Origin of the sequence: Nonomuraea sp. NPDC048892, from assembly GCF_040649735.1 — a bacterium.
GTDB classification, from domain to species: domain Bacteria; phylum Actinomycetota; class Actinomycetes; order Streptosporangiales; family Streptosporangiaceae; genus Nonomuraea; species Nonomuraea maheshkhaliensis.
Genome location: NZ_JBEZFZ010000005.1, coordinates 548,902 through 564,818 on the forward strand (window position 1 = coordinate 548,902; position 15,917 = coordinate 564,818).

The window sequence follows — 15,917 nt, forward strand, 5'->3', positions numbered from 1 at the left end:
TTTGCGCTACGTCAGGTCAGGCCGTTCCTCCGACGCCGGAGATCCGGGGGATGCCCACGCGCGTGAGCCTGGGCACGCTCTCTCCCGCCTTCTTCAGCACGCCGTCCTTGACCAGCCGCAGTTGCTTGCCGGGGGCGGGCTTCGGCGGGCCGCCGTGGTCGCCGCCGGTCTGGGCCAGCCGCAGGGCCAGCGCGGGGCACATGTCGACGGCCCTGCGCGCCTCCTTGGCCATGAATCCGGGGATCTTGTTGAACGACGGGAAACCGTAGTCGTCCAGCTCCACGAACTCGGGCAGCAGGTGCGCGCACAGCCCGTGCCCCGCACAGCGGGACCAGTCGACCTCCAGCCGGTACTCCGGCTCGGGCTCGCGCTCGGGCATCGGCAGCACCCCGCGTACGGGGCGGCCGCAGGAGCCCTGCTCCAGGTGCTGGGTGATCTCGACCTCGAACGAGTCCAGCGCGGACAGCACGAACTTGGCCGTGCCGTCCGGGTGGAAGCAGGCCCCGCGCCGCTCGACGCCGCGGACGCAGCGCCGTACGGCGTCCACCGAGCCGGTGCCCTCGACCAGGGCGTACATGGCCCTGGCGATGTCGGGCAGGCCGAGCCGGCACGGCCCGCACTGGCCCGCGGACTCGGCCGCGAGGTAGGCGGCGACCCGGGCGGCCTCGCCCAGGGCGCAGGTGGCCTCGCCGAGCGGGACGATGATCCCGGCCCCGAGCGTGGCGCCGGCCTGCTTCATGCCCTCGCGGGAGAGCACGGCCGTCTCGACGACGTCGGCCGACAGCCACGCGCCGTGGTAGCCGCCGATGAGGACGCCGTCGCCGATGTCGGCCTCGCAGAGGCCGAGCACGTCCGCGAGGTAGGTCCCGGTCGGCGCCTCGATGACGGCGCCGTTGGCCGCGCCGCCGCTGACGGTGAGCAGGATGGTGCCGGGCTCCTTCGCGGTGCCCACCTCGGCGTACTTCTCCGGCCCGTACTCGGCCAGCAGCGCGAACTGCGCGTACGTCTCGGTGTTGGACAGCAGTGTGGGGAGCCCGTCCACGCCGCTGGTCGCGGCCCGCTTCTTGCGGCCGGGAGGAATGCCCTCCTCGCCGTTCACGGCCTTGACCAGCGCGCCGCCCTCGCCGGAGATGAACCGTTCCTTGATCCCGACCACGCGGATCGGGACCCGGCTCTCGGCTCCGCCGGAGACGTTGGCGGCGCGGCGCTCGGCCACGGCGGCGGCCACGGACGCCTCGGCGACCTCGCCGCCGGCCGTGGCCACGACCACCTCGCGGGCGCCCAGCGCCTCGGCCGCCAGCACCGCGCCGTCCAGCACGAGGTGCGGGTTGCGGGTGAGCAGCATGGCGTCCTTGGAACTGGCCGGCTCGCCTTCGGCGCCGTTGACCAGCACCACGCACTCGCCGCCGGGGCCGGTCGCGTCGGCCACGGCACGCAACTTGCGGGCGAAGGGGAAGGCCGCTCCCCCTCGCCCGCGCATGTCCACCTCGTTGGCGTACGAGATGAGCTCGCCCAGCTCCCTGGGCTCGACGAGCCCGTGGAGCGTGCGGTGGGCGGGCAGGTCGAGCCGTCGGCAGTGGTCCAGCCCGGCGGTGAGCCGGGCCGGACCCATGCGTAAGACCCGTGGCACTCTGGCCGGAATCACAGTCGCTCCTTGGGATGCGCGAGCAGGACGGTGGTCATCCTGCCTCCCGATATCTGCGCCGGGCCTCTGCGAGGCTCACGGGTGCGGCGGCCGCTCTCGGTCCCGTCGCCGCCGCGCCGGCGGCGACAGGAGCCTTCATCGGACGTTCTGACGGGACGCCCATGGCGGCGGCCGCGGTCACCGGGGGCGCTTCGACCTTCTCGGGTACGATCGGCGGCCGTCGCAGCGAGGCCAGCACGCGGACGATCAGCGCACCGCCGACCGCCGCCATGCTGGCCACGTACGACCAGGCCACCCAGCCGGCCGGCGGACGGCCGGCCGTCAGGCCATGCATGATCCCGACGGGCCAGGCCAGGTAGGCGGCCGAGTGGAGGATCCGCCACATCCATGGCCTGCTCCGTGTCGCGAACCGCCCCCTGAGCATTCCCGTCACCACGGCCACGACCATCAGGTCGAAGGCCAGGGTGCCGAACCCCACGTAGATGCCCGCGACCGGCACGACCGCTGCCCCCGGCGGCACGTGACCCAGGCTGATCATGAGCGTGATGTGGGTGATCAGGTACGCCAGGCCGATCAGCGCGGTGGCCCGGTGCGCGAGCTGTGCCCTGACCCGGTTGGCCGGGGACAGGAACACGCGTTCGGTGGTGAGCAGGCCGAGCGCGACAGTCGCGGTCAGCAGCACCAGGGCGAACACGCCCGCGTAGAACTCGAGGAAGCCGACCCCCTGGCCCAGCATCCCGATCCCGCGCTCCGTCCTGGTCAGCGCGAACGCCGACAGGAGGAGCGCCATGATCAGGGCGCTCGCCCCCAGCCGGACACTCCTGGTGTCCAGCTTGGTGGGGGCGTGCCGGGGGCTACGTCTGTGGAGCATGTATTTCCCTCCAGGGTCGAGTGAGGGTGCGACTCGGAAGGCTGCGCCGCCCTTGCGGGCGGAGGGTTCAGGTCAGCAACGGCGCCCCCGGTTGATGCACGAGACGACGGTCTGCATCAACCGGTCAGGCATGACGTTGGCGAAGTCAGCGTGGTCCGTGACCGGGTTGTGCTTCTGTTCCGGGAAGGCGTCCACGGCGTACGACGCCCCCTGGGGCACGGTGTACCCGAGGGTCATGCGCAGTCGCGGAATCGCCCTGGTGCCCTGCGGGCATGCTCCGTTCTGGCCGGGGAAGACCACGTGGGTTCGATGGTTCGCACTGTCGGTGTTCTGACCGTCCCAGCAGCTGGGGAAGTCCAGAATACGGAGCACTTGGCTGCCGCGCGGGCAAAGCGTGTATTTGTCCGGACTTATGCGGTTTTGGAATCCCGAGCAGCTCCAGCCGGCGCGGGCGTTGGCCGTGCCGTTCGTGGCCGCCTTGGCGTCACCGGTGATGATCCGGATGAACCTCGGCATCGCGACCACGCGGGAGGTGGCGTTGCCGCCGAACTCCAGGCTCACGAAGCGCGGACGGAGCACGGTGCCGACGTTGCCGTCGGGGTCGTTGGAGTTCGCGTCGGACTTGCGGTCCCTGAGCACCGGCCAGAAGTACGTGGACTTGTCGCCCTGCCGGCAGGTCGTACCCGCCGCCGCCAGGCTCTCGTCGGTGGAGAACGCGTCCGTCGACAGGTTGCCCACGTAGTCGTGCAGGTGGTGCGCGCCGTTGCTCACACCGGGAGCGACGATGAAGTTGTCGGGGTTGTTGTGCCCGTTACGGTTCGTGCCGCACTGCGAGGTGAACGTGCCGCGGGAGCCGTTACGGCCGGGCCGCGCGTCGAGGCGCACCGGCGCCACCTGGCGGATGTTCACGAAGTCCTCGGGGAACGGGCCGAGGTCGGCGCACTCCGCCTCCTCGTCGTTGCCGCCGGTCGCGGTCGGGGAGGCCGAGGGGGAAGCGCTCGGGTCCGCGTCGCCCCCGTCATCGGGGTTCTGGGTCTGGCTGGGGCTCGGGCTGGGGGAGTTGGTGGGCCGGCCGCCGTTGCCGCCACCGCGACGGCGGGACTGGACGGTGGGGTTGTCCTCCGGCGCGGTCTGGGAGGCGTCAGCGCCCTGATCCTGGTCCTGCCCCTGGTCCTGGCCCTGATCCTGGTTCTGGCCCTGGTCCTGGCCCTGATCCTGGTTCTGGCCCTGGTCCTGGGCGTCGGGGTCCTGAGCCGGGTCGAGGGCGATGCCGCCGCCCTGAGGGGCCTGCTGATCGCCCTGCTGGTCCACCTGCTGGTCACCGTTCTGGCCGGTGCCCTGCTGGTCGCCGGTGCCCTGCTGGTCCGGCTGCTGCTGGTCCTGCTGCCCCTGCTGGTCCTGGTCCTGCTGCCCCTGCTGGTCCTGCTGGTCCTGGTCCTGCTGTCCTTGCTGGTCCTGATCCTGGTTCCGGTTCCGCTGGCCCCGCTGGTCGCGGTTCGGCTGCTGCGACTGGCTCGCCTGAGGTGACTGCTCGGCGGGGTCGCAGTGGTCGGCGAACGCCGGGCCGCTGCTCACGCCGATGACGGCCGCCGATACCAGGCCGCCTGCCGCCATGGCCAGAGCGGATGCGGCCGCGGCCATGCGTCTGGATCTCCTCATGTGTGTCTCCTCTTTTCAACCGCCATTGCGACGGGTGGAGCGGGTGCGGGAGTCGGGGGTTCGGGCAACTGGTTGTGATCCACCAGGCCGGTCGACTCCAGGTACGCCATATGGCGCATCACGTAGTTGATGCCTTCCTGGGCGAATTTCCGGATGTCGGAGTTGCGCGTTCCGGCTCGTACGCTTGCCACGACGGTGAAGACCTTGCCGTGTGCTGCACGCAACAGGTTCACGAAGTCCTTGTCGAAGGCCGGTCCGCTCTCGGCGGCCATCTGGGCCATCCAGCGTTGCTGGTCGGGATTGGGCTCGTCCGGCAGTGCCACGCCCAGCTTCTTGGCGGTCTGGCGGGTGATCAGATCGAGGTCCATGTGCTCGTTCATGATCAACTTGCCGACTTCCTTCACGCGCTGGGACTCGGCGCGCGTCTGGGCGTACTCGCCGGCGGGCATCTCCCATAGCCCTGCCTGACGGACTTTGATCAGCAGATCGCGGTCGGCAGCTGTGAGCGGTCCTGACGACGTCTGTGACCATTGGGCGGCCGCGGGATCGATCGATGGTGGCATGACCAGCACGATCGTCACGGCGGCGGCTACGACGAAGCCGCCGAGCATGAACAACTCGCCGCGCAAAAGCCTGTGCATGGTCGGAGGTACGCGCCTGTACCGGTCCTGGTTCACGTATGGCCGGAGATAGTTAGAAATGACTGGAGTTATCGGAGTGGCTACCGCTTGGATAACGAAGGTGTAAAGATGTGCCCCGTGCTAGGTCACCTCGACGGCAGGTTCGAGAGTGCGGATGCCGAGGCGGAGCATCGCATCGCGGTGCTTTACCAGGAGTTCGGCGGCCCTCTGCTGCGACACGTCCGCAAATCCACAGGTAACGACCTTCAGTGGGCTGAAGACGTTGTGCAGGAGACGCTCGTCCGAGCCTGGCGGAACTCGGCAAGACTGCAATGGGAACCGAGCCTCATATGGGCATGGCTGCTTACCGTGGCCCGCCGCATAGTCATTGATGGGCGTCGGCGTAAGAGCGTCCGGCCGCAGGAGGTCGAGCCGCCCGAAGTCGACATGATGTCGGTCCCGGACGGATCGGAGCGAGCGCTGTCGGCGATGGTCGTCGCGGACGCTCTCCGATCGCTGTCCGAAGAACACCGCCAAGTCATTGAGCACACCTATCTCCGAGACCGTACGATAAGTGAGGCGGCGGAGATTCTGGGGATCCCGCCGGGCACGGTGAAGTCCCGGCTCTACTACGGGATCCGGGCTCTCCGCGAGCTGCTGCGGGACAAGGGGGTAGCCGGCTGATGCATGACGGGGTGGCCGCTTACGTCCTCGGTGTCCTCGACGATGAGGAGCACGAGGCCTTCGAACGCCACCTCGACACGTGCGAGCGCTGCCAGGCGGAGCTGGTCGAGCTCGTCGAGCTGCCGGACCAGCTCGACGAGCTCAAGAACTCCCCCTCCTCGACCTCAGGCGACGACCCCCCGATGTCGATGTCACATTGACGTTTATGTCCTTTTCGGGTGGTATCGGTACGGCGAGGCGTTGCGCCCGGCCCACGCGGCCGGGCGGTTCGGGGAGGTGTTCGGTGGGCATCGAAGGCGATGCGCCCGTTCCCCCGCGTCGGCAGTGCGGTGAGGAAGGCGGCCGGCTGTCGTACAGCGGCCGTCTTCGTGTGCCCCAGCTCCTCGCCCAGCAGCGCCGCGAGCTCTCCGAGCCCGCGCTGTGGGATGCTTGCCCGACCGCCCTCACCCAGCGTGGCCTGCCGGTCTGCGACGACCGGATCGTGGCCGCGCCGCCGGCCGTGGCGAGAGACCGCGGGTCTCACGACGACTTCCCGCTGCTGTGGGAACCAAGGGCCTGGCTATGAACAGCCATGGCGAACCCTCACAAAGGAGTGAGAGCGAAATGCCGCTCGACGAGGCCAAGGACGAGCTGCTCCAGAGAGCCGCCGAGAGTTGCGCGGTGGGCAGCGAGCATGTGAGCGCCGAGGAGGCTCTGTCCTTCCTCCGGTTCTACTACCGGCATGTCGCGCCGGAGGACCTGCTCGACCGCAACCCCGTTGACGTGTACGGCCCCGCGATGTCCCAGCGCCAGTTGGCCGAGGTCCGCCCCCAGGGCCGGGCCGTGGTGCGGGCCTACACCCCCACACTCGACGAGCACGGCTGGGACCCAGGCCGCTCCGTGGTGGAGGTGGTCACCGACGACATGCCGTTCCTGGTGGACTCGGTGACGATGGAGCTCGACCGGCACGACCTGGGCACCTATCTGGTGGTTCATCCGCAGATGCGGGTGCGCCGCGACATGACCGGGCGGATGCTCGGCCGCGGCCAGGAGGACGTCACCGGCCAGATGCTGGTCGAGTCGTGGATCCACATCGAGATCGACCGTCAGTCCGACCCCGAGGTGCTCAAGCGGGTCGAGGGCGATCTGCAGCGGGTGCTCACCGACGTGCGCCACGCGGTCGAGGACTTCAGGAAGATGCGGGCGCTGGCGGTGCAGACGGCCGAGGACCTGAGCATGAACCCGCCGCCGCTTGAGCCCGCGGAGGTGGAGGACAGCCTCGACCTGCTGCGCTGGCTCGCCGACGGGCACTTCACGTTCCTCGGCTACCGCGAGTACCGCCTGGAGCACACCGACGAGGGCGAGACGCTGCGGGCGCTGCCAGGGGCGGCGCTGGGCATCCTGCGCGACGACAAGGTGGGTTCCGAGAGCTTCGCGGCGCTGCCCGCCGAGGTGCGGGCCAAGGCGCGCGAGAAGCAGCTCCTGATCATCACCAAGGCCAACTCCAGGGCCACCGTCCACCGCGCCACCTACCTCGACTACATCGGGGTCAAGCTGTTCTCCCCCGACGGCGAGGTGATCGGCGAGCGGCGCTTTCTCGGCCTGTTCACCCATGTGGCCTACAGCGAGTCGATCTCCAGGATCCCCGTGCTGCGGCGCAAGCTGGGCGACGTGCTCGACGCGGCCGGGCTGCCCGCCGACAGCCACGACGGCAAGGACCTGATCGAGATCCTGGAGACGTTCCCGCGCGACGAGCTGTTCCAGACCTCGGTTGACCAGCTCCTGCCGATCGCGATGGGCGTGCTGCGGCTGCGCGAGCGCAAGCAGGTCAAGCTGTTCCTGCGCCGCGACGACTACGGCCGCTACATCTCCTGCCTCATCTACCTGCCGCGCGACCGCTACACCACCAAGGTCCGGCTGAAGATGGAGGAGGTGCTGCTCAAGGCGCTGGGCGGCAAGTCGCTCGACTACAGCGCGATGATCGGCGAGTCCGTGCTGGCCCGGCTGCACGTGGTCGTGCGCGGCGAGCGCGGCACCCCGCTGCCGCGGCCGAGCGTGGACGTGGAGGAGCTGGAGGCGCGCCTGGCCGGCCTCACCCGCTCCTGGGAGGACGACCTGGCCGCGGCGCTGGGAGAGATGGCCTCCGAGGAGGAGGCCCCCGCGCTCATCAAGCGGTACGCCTCCGCCTTCCCCGAGGGGTACAAGGCCGACTTCCCGCCCAAGGTGGCCGTGGTCGACCTCAGGCGGCTCGAACACCTCGTCGAGCAAGGCGACGGCGAACGGGTCGAGATCAACCTCTATGAGCCGTACGACGCCACCGAGGGCGAGCGGCGGCTCAAGGTCTACAAGGTCGGCTCGCCGATCTCGCTGTCGAAGGCGCTGCCGCTGATCCAGCGGCTCGGCGTGGAGGTCGTGGACGAGCGGCCCTACGAGATCGACCGCGACAACGACCCGCGCACCAAGAACGCCTGGATCTACGACTTCGGGCTGCGCTACATCCCCTCGGAAGAGGTCGACAGGAACGACTTCAAGCGCCTCTTCCAGGACGGGCTCACCGCGCTGTGGCACGGGCGGGTGCAGGCCGACGACTTCAACGCGCTGATCCTGGCCGCCGGGCTGACCTGGGAGCAGGTCGAGATCCTGCGGGCCTACGCGAAATACCTGCGCCAGGCCGGGAGCACGTTCTCGCAGCCGTACATGGAGCAGGTGCTCAGGGACAACGTGCGGCTGGCGCGGCTGCTCGTGCAGCTGTTCGAGGCCAAGCTGGATCCGCGGCGGGGCGAGGACGTGCGGGTGGAGCTGGTGGACGCCCTGCACGAGGAGATCCTCGGGGCGCTGGACGCGGTGGCCTCGCTGGACGAGGACCGCATTCTGCGGGCGTACCTGGAGATGATTCAGGCGACATTGCGCACCAATTACTTCCAAACAGTGGATGGCAGTCGCAAACCGTACATATCGCTCAAACTCGACCCCGGGGCCATTAGCGTGCTGCCGCTGCCGCGGCCGAAGTACGAGATTTTCGTCTACTCGCCGCGCGTCGAAGGCGTGCATCTGCGTTTCGGGAAAGTCGCCCGCGGCGGGTTGCGGTGGTCGGACCGGATGGAGGATTTCCGGACGGAGATTCTCGGCCTGGTCAAAGCACAGATGGTGAAAAATACCGTTATTGTGCCGACTGGGTCCAAGGGCGGCTTTGTTGTGAAGCATCCGCCAAAGTCTGGTTCGCGGGAAGAGCTGCTCGCCGAGGGCGTGGCCTGCTACCGCATGTTCATCTCCGGCCTGCTCGACGTCACCGACAACCTGGTGGACGGCAAGGTCGTGCCCCCGCCCGACGTGGTCAGGCACGACGGCGACGACACCTACCTCGTGGTCGCCGCCGACAAGGGCACCGCCACCTTCTCCGACATCGCCAACAGCGTGGCCAAGGAGTACGGCTTCTGGCTCGGCGACGCCTTCGCCTCCGGCGGCTCGATCGGCTACGACCACAAGGCCATGGGCATCACCGCCCGCGGCGCCTGGGAGTCGGTCAAGTACCACTTCCGCACCATGGGCGTCGACGTGCAGAGCACCGACTTCACCGTGGCCGGCGTCGGCGACATGTCGGGCGACGTGTTCGGCAACGGCATGCTGCTGTCGCGGCACATCCGGCTGGTGGCCGCGTTCGACCACCGGCACATCTTCGTCGACCCGTCCCCCGACGCCGAACGCACCTACGCCGAGCGGCAGCGGCTCTTCGAGCTGCCGCGCAGCTCGTGGGAGGACTACGACGCCAAGCTGATCTCGGCCGGCGGCGGCGTCTTCCCGCGCACCGCCAAGTCCATCCCCATCACGCCCCAGATGCGCGAGGCGCTCGGCATCCCGGCCGGCGTCACCTCGATGGCGCCCAACGACCTGATCAGCGCCATCCTCAAGGCCCCGGTCGACCTGCTGTGGAACGGCGGCATCGGCACCTACGTCAAGTCGGGCGCCGAGTCCAACGCCGACGTCGGCGACAAGGCCAACGACGCGCTCCGGGTCAACGCCTCCGACCTGCGCTGCAAGGTCATCGGCGAGGGCGGCAACCTGGGCTTCACCCAGCTCGCCCGGATCGAGTTCGCGCTCAACGGCGGGCTGGTCAACACCGACTTCATCGACAACAGCGCCGGCGTCGACACCTCCGACCACGAGGTGAACATCAAGATCCTGCTCGACCAGGTCGTCCGCGACGGCGAGCTGACCGACAAGCAGCGCAACCAGGTCTTCACCTCGATGACCGACGAGGTCGCCGACCTCGTGCTGCGCGACAACTACGCGCAGAACGTGGTCCTGGCCGCCTCCCGCTCCCAGGCCGTCGAGATGCTCCACATCCACGCCCGCTACCTGCGCAAGCTGGAGCGCGACGGGCTGGTCAACCGGGAGCTGGAGTTCCTGCCGTCCGACAAGACCCTCGCCGAGCGGCGGCAGGCCAGGCTCGGGCTGACCGCGCCCGAGTTCGCCGTGCTGCTGGCCTACACCAAGCTGGTGGCCGACGCCGAGCTGCTGAACTCCGACCTGCCCGACGACCCCTACCTGGCGTCGTGGCTGGTGTCGTACTTCCCGTCGGCGCTGCGCGAGCGGTTCCGCACGTACATGGACGAGCACCCGCTGCGCCGCGAGATCATCACCACCTGCGTGGTGAACGAGCTGGTCAACGCGGCGGGCACCACGTTCACGTTCCGCTTCGGCGAGGAGACCGGCGCATCGACCCCGGACATCGTGCGGGCCTACCTGGTCGCCAGGGAGGTCTTCGACCTGCCCAGCTTCTACCGGGCCGTGGAGTCGCTGGACAACGAGGTCGACACCGCCACCCAGATCGCCATGCTGCTGGAGGCGCGCAAGCTGGCCGAGCGCGGCGCCCGCTGGCTCCTGGTCAACCGGCGGCCCCCGCTCGACCTGGCCGGGTCGGTCAGCTTCTTCATGAAGGGCTTCAACGGGCTGCTCTCCCACATCCCGAAGCTGCTGACCGGGCCCGACCTCGCGGCCTACGAGGACCGCCGCGACTCGTTCGTGGCCCGCGGCGTGCCGTTGGAGCTGGCCGAGCGGGTCGCGGGGATGGTGCCCGCGTACTCGACGCTCGACCTGGTCGAGATCTCGTCGCTGACGGGGCGGCCGGTCAGCGAGGCGGCCGAGGTCTACTTCGACCTGGCCGACCGGCTGCAGCTGGCCCGGCTGCGCGAACGGATCATCTCGCTGCCCCGCGACAACCGGTGGAACTCGATCGCCCGCTCGGCGCTGCGCGACGACCTGTACGCCGCGCACGCCTCGCTGACCCGGGACGTGCTGGCCCACAGCAAGCCGGGGCTGCCGCCTGAGGAGCGGCTGGCACGGTGGTCGGACGCCAACTCGGCGGCGGTGTCCCGCGCCCGCCAGACGCTGTCGGAGATCTGGGAAAGCGACAACTTCGACCTGGCCACCCTCTCCGTCGCCCTGCGTGCCATCCGCACGCTGGTGGCCGCGAGCAACCTCCCCCACACAGAAGCCTGACGCTCAGGGCCGGGGCAGCACGCACGCTGCCCCGGCCGGCTTCAGGTCTGTCTCGCCAGGCGCCGGTGCCGGCTCGGACGTGGTGCCGCGGCGCTCCATGGGGCCGTCAGGCGGCGAACGACCACGGAACGGGGCCGACAGTGCGCTCCGTTACGGCGGTGCGCCACAGACCGGTCAGAGGGCGTTTCCCTGGACAGGCGCCGGCCCACGACGGCGGGTGGCCGGCCACGGCAGCGCGTAAAGGATGAAAGGGTTTTACTGGCCGACGGCGCCAGTAAGGCCGCCGTCGTGAGCTATCACAGCCGCGGCGGCAGGAGCGGTGAGCGGCGGGACCACCGTCGCGTACTGGTGGACCTCGGTGAGCTTGAGGCTGAGCCTGACCGTGCCGCCGGTGAGCCAGCGGCTGGCCTCCTCCGGCACCGGGATCTTGTAGGACTTGTCGACCATGTTCTTCGTCGTGCTCGTGCGCGACAGCGAGTACTGGATCAGCGCCCCGCCGTTCTCCGTCCGCAGCCCGTAGACCGGGTAGTTGTCGGCGCTGAAGATCGAGTCGTAGCTCAGCTCGTTGAACTTGGCGTCGCCGCGCAGCGTGGCGATCTGCTCGGCCACCTCGGTCGTGTAGGGCCCGGGGGCGAGCAGCCCCGCCGTGACGCCCGACTTGCCCGTCTCGGCCACGCTGGCGTGCACAGGACCCATGAACTGCGGGCTGATCGTCACCGACTTGTCGTCGGCCGCCACCGCCGTGGCGTAGCCGTCGGCGTCGAGCGCCACCGGCGGCAGCTCCTGGCCGGGCAGCAGCCGCGCGGCCGAGCTCAGCTGCCAGTCGTCGCCCGACCTGGCGAACGTCACCAGCGTGGGCTGGTCGTCGCGGGTGACCAGCGCGCTGAACCAGGGCGCCCGCTCCTCCGGCGGGAACCGGGGGACCAGCAGCGTCGGCGAGCCCCACCGGTAGCGCGGCGGCGCGTAGTCGGTGGTGGAGTAGGCGGCCACGGTGAGCGCGGCCTGGCCGCCGACCGTGAGGTCCTTCGCCTGCTGCAGCCGGCCCCGCAGCTCGCTGCGCACCCGCAGCAGGTCGTCGGCGGCGATGAACTCGGCGAACGCCTCAGCCGCCTCCTCGCGGGTGACGGCCGGCTCCGGCGCCGAAGGCGAGGGCCGGGCCGAGCTGGACCCGGCCGCCTTGGTCGGGGCGGGCGGGGCGCCACCGCTGCAGGCGGTCACCCCGGCGAGCAGGCCGGCGGCGAGCGCCAGCATCTTCCGCCGACCGTAAGCACGCACCTCGCCATGTTATTCGGGCCCGCGAGGGTCGCGTACCCTTGGGAGACGTGGCAGGCATCGATCCGGCAGAAGAGATCAACGAGCTCGCGGGCACGCTCCGCAGCATCCAGGACGTGCTCGACCTCGACGCGATGCGCAAGCAGATCGCTGAGCTGGAGCAGCAGGTTGCCGCGCCCGACCTGTGGGACGACCCCGACCAGGCCCAGAAGGTGACGAGCAAGCTCTCCCACCTCCAGGGCGAGCTCAACCGGGTCGAGGGCGTGGCGCGCCGGCTCGACGACCTGACGGTCCTCTACGAGCTCGCGGCCGAGGAGGCCGACGACGACACGCGTGCCGAGGCCGACAAGGAGCTCGAGACGCTGAAGTCCGACATCGGCGCCCTTGAGGTGCGCACCCTCCTGTCGGGCGAATACGACGCCCGCGAGGCGCTCGTCACCATCAACTCCCAGGCCGGCGGCGTCGACGCGGCCGACTGGGCGGAGATGCTGCTGCGCATGTATCTGCGTTACGCCGAGCGCAAGGGCTACGCCACCGAGGTCTACGACACCTCCTACGCGGAGGAGGCCGGCATCAAGTCGGCCACGTTCACGATCAAGGCCCCCTACGCCTACGGCACGCTGCGCGGCGAGCACGGCACCCACCGGCTGGTCCGCATCAGCCCGTTCGACAACCAGGGCCGGCGCCAGACCTCGTTCGCCGGGGTCGACATCGTGCCGGTGGTCGAGCAGACCGACCACATCGACATCAACGAGGACGAGATCCGCGTCGACGTCTACCGCTCCAGCGGCCCCGGCGGCCAGGGCGTCAACACCACCGACTCGGCCGTGCGCATCACGCACCTGCCGTCCGGCATCGTCGTCTCCTGCCAGAACGAGCGCTCCCAGCTGCAAAACCGCGCCACTGCGATGAACGTGCTGCAGGCCAAGCTGCTGGAGCGCAAGCGGCAGGAGGAGGCGGAGAAGATGTCGGAGCTGCGCGGCGCCACCACCACGTCGTGGGGTACGCAGATCCGCAACTACGTGCTGCACCCCTACCAGATCGTGAAGGACCTGCGTACGGGCACCGAGGCCGGCAACCCCTCAGCCGTGCTCGACGGCGACCTCGACGAGTTCATCGAGTCGGAGATCCGCTGGATGCGGCGTCAGGAGTCAGGCACCGACTAGGTGCTCGGCCACCAGGCTCAGCAGCAGCAGGACCAGCAGCAGCCCGACGACGAGAGCGGGTGACAGCCCGGCGAAGCCGTGGTTGTGCATCCGCTCCCTGTTGGCGCGGCACAGGGGGCAGCGGCCCTCGATCACGGGGTGGGCGCACTGCGCGCATACGAGGTGTTGGCAACTCATGTCAGCCCCAAGTCTAGCCGCACAATCGTTTTGTTTCCGTTATGGACGTTCCATGCCAGTCTTCCCCCTAGACTGTCGTCTGGCCAATCGGAACGTCGATCATCAGTAAAGAGACGCCCCCGATCGGCCGGTGGCGGGAAGTGGGCATGTGCCACCCTCGCTTCCGTCCTGACCCCTAGACTGGCATGCCGTGATGCTCTCGTGATCCATTTCGATAATGTCACCAAGGTCTACGCGAACCAGAACCGGCCCGCTCTCGACCACGTCTCCGTCGACGTGGACAAGGGCGAGTTCGTGTTCCTCGTCGGTCCCTCGGGATCAGGCAAGTCCACGTTCCTGCGCCTGATCCTCAAGGAGGAGCGGCCCAACTCCGGGGCGATCCACGTCGCCGGCAAGGATCTGGCCCGCCTGTCCAACTTCAAGGTGCCGCACCTGCGCCGCCGCATCGGCTGCGTGTTCCAGGACTTCAGGCTGCTCCCGAACAAGAACGTCTACGAGAATGTGGCGTTCGCCCTCGAGGTCATCGGTAAGCCCCGGCGGTTCATCCGCAAGGTGGTGCCCGAGGTCATCGAGCTGGTCGGCCTGGAAGGCAAGGCCCACCGCATGCCCGACGAGCTGTCCGGCGGCGAGCAGCAGCGCGTCGCCATGGCCCGCGCGTTCGTCAACCGGCCGATGATCCTGCTGGCCGACGAGCCCACGGGCAACATCGACCCCGCGACGAGCATCGGCATCATGAAGGTGCTCGACCGCATCAACAGGACTGGCACCACGGTCGTCATGGCCACGCACGACGCGGCCATCGTCGACTCCATGCGTAAGCGTGTCGTGGAGCTGGAGGACGGCAAGATCGTCCGTGACCAGTCGCGTGGCGTGTACGGCCAGGCGTACTGACAGGGAGCTGCAGACAAGACATGCGGGCGAATTTCATCTTCTCCGAGGTCTGGATCGGCCTCCGTCGCAACCTGACCATGACGATCGCGGTGATCATCACCGTGGCGGTCGGCATGGCGATGCTCGGCGTCGGCCTGATGATCAACAGTCAGGTCGGGCTGATGAAGAACTTCTGGGACGACAAGGTCGAAGTGTCGGTCTTCCTGTGTAAAAAGGGAACGGCCATGCCGGCCTGCAACGGCAAGGCGATCACGCCCGCGCAGACCAAGGCGCTCGAAGCGCACATCAAGGGCACCCAGGGTGTCAAGCAGGTGTTCTTCGAGAACGAGACGACCGCGTATGAGAATTTCAAGCAGTCGTTCTCGTCCAACAAGGCCCTCGTGGACGCCACCAAGGTGGAGGACCTGCCCCAGTCGTTCCGTATCGCGCTCAAGGATCCGGACAACTACGAGTCCGTCATCCAGGCGGTCACCGGTCAGCCCGGCGTCGCCCAGGTGATGGACCAGAAACAGCTGATCGCCCCGTTCTTCAGCATGCTCGACAAACTGGCCTTCGCCGCGCTCACCGTGGCGATCATCCTGGTGCTGGCGGCGGCGTTGCTGATCGGCAACACGGTCCGGCTGTCGGCGTTCAACCGGCGCAGAGAAACCGGCATCATGCGGCTGGTCGGCGCCTCCAACCTCTACATCCAGCTGCCGTTCGTCATGGAAGGCGTCATCGCCGGCCTGGTGGGCGGCGTGTTCGCGGCGGTCATCCTGATCGTGGCGAAGGTGTTCCTGTTCGACCAGATCGTCGGCTTCTTCGGCGGCGCCACGGCCCTGCTGGGCTGGAACGACGTGGCCCAGACGATCACGATCACCATGATCATCGGTGTCGTGATCTGTATCCTGGCCTCGTTCGTGACGCTGCGGCGCTACCTGAGGGTGTAGCCGTGCACATGGGTCGTCCCCGCCCCGGTCGCCGGTAAAGTCGAACCATGCCACGTGAGACCGGGCGGAAGGTCATCGCCCAGAACAAACGTGCTCGGCACGACTACCACGTCGAGGACACTTTCGAGGCGGGTCTCGTGCTCCAGGGCACCGAGGTGAAGTCGCTCCGCGAGGGTCGCGCCTCGCTCGTCGACGGCTACGCCAGCATCGACGGGAACGAAGCGTGGCTGCTCAACGTGCACATCCCCGAATATTCGCAAGGTACGTGGACCAACCACGCGGCGCGCCGCAAGCGCAAGCTGCTGCTGCACCGCAAGGAGATCGAGAAGCTCGCCGCCAAGACGAAGGAGGGCGGGCTGACGATCGTGCCGCTGGTCCTCTACTTCAAGGACGGCCGGGCCAAGGTCGAGATCGGCATCGCCCGGGGCAAGAAAGACTGGGACAAGCGGCAGGCGCTGGCGGAGCAGCAGGCCAAGCGGGAGATGGCCCGGGCCCTGCGCGGCCGCAACCGATGAGACGGCGGCA

The 15,917-nt window shown here is 68.8% G+C and carries 14 protein-coding genes; 8 read left to right on the forward strand and 6 right to left on the reverse strand.

Annotation, left to right across the window (positions count from 1 at the left end; translation table 11 throughout):
• Window positions 1-16: 16 nt before the first annotated feature.
• The 4 genes from AB0C28_RS19865 to AB0C28_RS19880 all read right to left on the reverse strand — a co-directional run bounded on the left by AB0C28_RS19865 (window position 17) and on the right by AB0C28_RS19880 (window position 4,816).
• Entirely contained in the window at window positions 17-1,645 is a 1,629-nt protein-coding gene (locus AB0C28_RS19865) for an NADH-ubiquinone oxidoreductase-F iron-sulfur binding region domain-containing protein (RefSeq protein WP_357847058.1), read from the reverse strand.
• A gap of 34 nt (window positions 1,646-1,679) precedes the next feature.
• Window positions 1,680-2,516: a ferric reductase-like transmembrane domain-containing protein gene (locus tag AB0C28_RS19870; RefSeq protein ID WP_357847056.1), complete on the reverse strand. Its 837-nt coding sequence runs from the start codon at window positions 2,514-2,516 to the stop codon at window positions 1,680-1,682.
• A 72-nt stretch (window positions 2,517-2,588) separates the two neighbouring features.
• On the reverse strand, window positions 2,589-4,175 hold the full coding sequence (locus AB0C28_RS19875) for a DUF1996 domain-containing protein (RefSeq protein ID WP_358076208.1): 1,587 nt from the start codon (window positions 4,173-4,175) through the stop codon (window positions 2,589-2,591).
• Complete coding sequence (locus AB0C28_RS19880) at window positions 4,172-4,816, reverse strand: DUF4142 domain-containing protein (RefSeq protein ID WP_357847052.1); 645 nt, start codon at window positions 4,814-4,816, stop codon at window positions 4,172-4,174. Before AB0C28_RS19880 ends, AB0C28_RS19875 begins: the two co-directional genes overlap by 4 nt.
• Before the next feature lie 108 nt (window positions 4,817-4,924).
• On the opposite strand from AB0C28_RS19880, the gene AB0C28_RS19885 reads away from it, so the two are divergent.
• The 4 genes from AB0C28_RS19885 (at window position 4,925) to AB0C28_RS19900 (ending at window position 10,957) form a co-directional block, all read left to right on the forward strand.
• On the forward strand, window positions 4,925-5,479 hold the full coding sequence (locus tag AB0C28_RS19885; RefSeq protein WP_245955696.1) for a sigma-70 family RNA polymerase sigma factor: 555 nt from the start codon (window positions 4,925-4,927) through the stop codon (window positions 5,477-5,479).
• Window positions 5,479-5,679 (forward strand): zf-HC2 domain-containing protein, encoded by a 201-nt coding sequence (locus AB0C28_RS19890; RefSeq protein ID WP_326630293.1) that lies wholly within the window; start codon window positions 5,479-5,481, stop codon window positions 5,677-5,679. The genes AB0C28_RS19885 and AB0C28_RS19890 overlap by 1 nt, the downstream gene beginning before the upstream one ends.
• Before the next feature lie 170 nt (window positions 5,680-5,849).
• On the forward strand, window positions 5,850-6,044 hold the full coding sequence (locus AB0C28_RS19895) for a hypothetical protein (RefSeq protein ID WP_358076211.1): 195 nt from the start codon (window positions 5,850-5,852) through the stop codon (window positions 6,042-6,044).
• Between the two features lie 38 nt (window positions 6,045-6,082).
• Window positions 6,083-10,957 (forward strand): NAD-glutamate dehydrogenase, encoded by a 4,875-nt coding sequence (locus tag AB0C28_RS19900; protein ID WP_357847048.1) that lies wholly within the window; start codon window positions 6,083-6,085, stop codon window positions 10,955-10,957.
• Window positions 10,958-11,212: 255 nt separating this feature from the next.
• Here AB0C28_RS19900 and AB0C28_RS19905 read toward each other — a convergent pair whose 3' ends face one another.
• Window positions 11,213-12,232 carry a hypothetical protein gene (locus tag AB0C28_RS19905; RefSeq protein WP_358076214.1) on the reverse strand — a complete coding sequence of 340 codons (1,020 nt, stop codon included), beginning with the start codon at window positions 12,230-12,232 and terminating at the stop codon, window positions 11,213-11,215.
• Between the two features lie 47 nt (window positions 12,233-12,279).
• Between AB0C28_RS19905 and prfB the strand changes: the two genes are divergently transcribed.
• Complete coding sequence (gene prfB / locus AB0C28_RS19910) at window positions 12,280-13,395, forward strand: peptide chain release factor 2 (protein WP_357847043.1); 1,116 nt, start codon at window positions 12,280-12,282, stop codon at window positions 13,393-13,395.
• On the opposite strand, the gene AB0C28_RS19915 is transcribed toward prfB, so the two are convergent.
• Window positions 13,381-13,572 (reverse strand): hypothetical protein, encoded by a 192-nt coding sequence (locus tag AB0C28_RS19915; RefSeq protein WP_106236732.1) that lies wholly within the window; start codon window positions 13,570-13,572, stop codon window positions 13,381-13,383. The genes prfB and AB0C28_RS19915 overlap by 15 nt on opposite strands.
• 201 nt (window positions 13,573-13,773) lie before the next feature.
• Between AB0C28_RS19915 and ftsE the strand changes: the two genes are divergently transcribed.
• The 3 genes from ftsE to smpB are packed head-to-tail and all read left to right on the forward strand — an operon-like array spanning window position 13,774 to window position 15,907.
• A complete protein-coding gene (gene ftsE / locus AB0C28_RS19920; protein WP_091079803.1) occupies window positions 13,774-14,463 on the forward strand; it encodes a cell division ATP-binding protein FtsE in 690 nt (229 codons plus the stop codon).
• A gap of 20 nt (window positions 14,464-14,483) precedes the next feature.
• Window positions 14,484-15,392 carry a permease-like cell division protein FtsX gene (gene ftsX / locus AB0C28_RS19925; RefSeq protein ID WP_357847039.1) on the forward strand — a complete coding sequence of 303 codons (909 nt, stop codon included), beginning with the start codon at window positions 14,484-14,486 and terminating at the stop codon, window positions 15,390-15,392.
• Window positions 15,393-15,439: 47 nt separating this feature from the next.
• Entirely contained in the window at window positions 15,440-15,907 is a 468-nt protein-coding gene (gene smpB / locus AB0C28_RS19930; protein ID WP_106236735.1) for an SsrA-binding protein SmpB, read from the forward strand.
• The last annotated feature ends 10 nt before the right edge of the window (window positions 15,908-15,917 follow it).